Origin of the sequence: Pseudomonas sp. K5002 (assembly GCF_013386655.1) — a bacterium.
Classification (GTDB): Bacteria; Pseudomonadota; Gammaproteobacteria; order Pseudomonadales; family Pseudomonadaceae; genus Aquipseudomonas.
Genome location: NZ_JACARK010001231.1, coordinates 1 through 2109 on the forward strand (window position 1 = coordinate 1; position 2109 = coordinate 2109).

Here is a 2109-nt window from a genome sequence, read left to right on the forward strand (position 1 = left end):
CAAGAACAGTCGGGACCCGGGCGACAACCTGGCAATGGTGGAAGCGCGCCGCGACTTCCTCAACGCCGGGCACTACGCCCCGGTGGCCCGGCGCCTGGCCGAACTGGCCGCTGAACGCAAACCCCAGCGCTGGCTCGACATCGGTTGTGGCGAGGGTTACTACACCGCGCAGATCGCCGACGCCCTGCTCCGCGCCGATGGTTATGCCCTGGATATTTCCAAGGAAGCGGTCAAGCGCGCCTGCAAGCGCAACCCCACGGTGACCTGGTTGATCGCCAGCATGGCCCGGGTGCCGTTGGCCGATGCCAGTTGCCAGTTCCTGGCCAGCGTGTTCAGCCCACTGGACTGGCTGGAGGCCAAGCGCCTGCTCAGCCCGGGCGGTGGTTTGATGAAAGTCGGCCCGACCCGCGGCCACCTGATGGAGCTGCGTGAGCGTTTGTACGACGAAGTGCGCGAGTACACCGACGACAAGCACCTGGCGCTGGTGCCGCAGGGCATGAGCCTGCAACACAGCGAAACCCTGGAGTTCAAGCTCAGCCTGGCCGATCCCAAGGATCGCGCCAACCTGCTGGCGATGACGCCCCACGGCTGGCGCGCGAGTGCCGAACGCCGGGCCCGGGTGATCGAAGCCGCCGAACCGCTGCTGGTCACTGTGTCGATGCGCTACGACTATTTCGTGCTTCAATAACCCATTATTTTTGTGGGCCTCGGGGCCCACACCGAATCCGCGAATGGATTTTCAAAATCCCGCAACGAGGAACATCCATGCGCCAACCTGATATCGAGATTTACCTCAAGGACGCCGACGTCGACCACAAGGCCATCGCCGCCTGGTTGGGCGCCGCCCTGGGCCCGTGCACCGACTGGATCCAGCGCGGCCAGACCTACAAGTGCAAAGCCGGCAGCGTACCGGTCACCTGGCTGCCGAAAGCCGTAGGCAAATGGAACAGCCTGTACCTGGAAAGCGACCAGACTCCGTGGGAAGACGACATCGCCTGCGCCCGCGCAGCCTTTGCCGCGCTGAACGTCGAAGTGCGTTGCGCGCCGGGCAGCTGGGTAGAAGAAGAAGGTGAAGAAAGCGCGGATACCTGGATTCGTATCAGCGCCGACGGTGAAGAGCAGATCACCTGGAAAACAACCTGAGGGATCGTTCCCACGCTCTGCGTGGGAATGCAACCTGTGACGCTCCGCGTCACGATTAAAAGCAGACGCGGAGCGTCCAAAGAAGCATTCCCACGCAGAGCGTGGGAACGATCACGCCAAGGTTACAGGCCCACCACATCCTCAGCCTGCAAGCCCTTCTCTCCCGTCACCACGGCGTATTCCACCTGCTGGCCTTCGGCCAATGAACGATGCCCTTCACCGCGAATGGCGCGGTAGTGCACAAACACATCCTTGCCATCTTCCCGCTGGATAAAGCCATAGCCCTTGGCGTCGTTGAACCACTTCACATTGCCGGTTTCGCGCGTTGCCATCTGTTTTGCTCCCACATGCTTTTTATAAGTACGTTTATTGTTGAGTCGTCGCAGTTGAACTGCCGAGTATAAGACAGGCTCAAAAAGCTTCAACTCAAGATTACTTCGCCGCTTTTTTGCCGATTTTCGGCTAATACTGCACACTAGCGCCCCGAGCACCTGCCCGGTTTATTTCCCCACTCAAAGCAGAAGCCGTATGACCCGTTCTCCCTTTCGCCGTCTGGTATTTGGCACCTTGCGCCGGCTGTTGTACCTCTGGGTTCGCTCAGAGACGATCAACCAGTCGTCCCTTACCTTGAACCTCGACCGCAGTCGTCCGGTGTTTTACGTCCTGCAATCTCCATCCCTCACCGAATTGGCGGTGGTTGATACCGAATGTACCAAGGCCGGCCTGCCGCGCCCGGTGCTGCCGGTGTCGGTCGGCCCGCTGATGGAGCCGGCGGCGTTCTTCTACCTGACGCCCGACCCCGACTGGCTGGGGCGCCAGGACAAGCGTGGGGCCCCACCCACCCTGACCCGCCTGGTGGATGTGCTCACCCAACACGCCGAAGAGAAATCACAGATCATTCCAGTCAGCGTGTTCTGGGGCCAGTCGCCCGACAGCGAGTCCAGCCCCGGGCAACAGCTGTTCGCC

3 protein-coding genes and 1 pseudogene are annotated in these 2109 nt (G+C 61.4%); 3 read left to right on the forward strand and 1 reads right to left on the reverse strand.

Annotated features, from left to right (window positions below; translation table 11 throughout):
- A partial coding sequence (locus tag HX846_RS35160) for a methyltransferase domain-containing protein (RefSeq protein ID WP_178967249.1) occupies window positions 1–688 on the forward strand: 688 nt, incomplete at its 5' end.
- Window positions 689–765: 77 nt separating this feature from the next.
- Window positions 766–1143, forward strand: coding sequence for a hypothetical protein (locus HX846_RS35165; RefSeq protein WP_178967250.1), 378 nt, complete (start codon window positions 766–768; stop codon window positions 1141–1143).
- Between the two features lie 122 nt (window positions 1144–1265).
- On the opposite strand, the gene HX846_RS35170 is transcribed toward HX846_RS35165, so the two are convergent.
- Entirely contained in the window at window positions 1266–1475 is a 210-nt protein-coding gene (locus HX846_RS35170) for a cold-shock protein (protein WP_003219353.1), read from the reverse strand.
- A 196-nt stretch (window positions 1476–1671) separates the two neighbouring features.
- Between HX846_RS35170 and HX846_RS35175 the strand changes: the two are divergent.
- Window positions 1672–2109: pseudogene (locus HX846_RS35175) on the forward strand (glycerol-3-phosphate 1-O-acyltransferase); the annotation flags it as partial.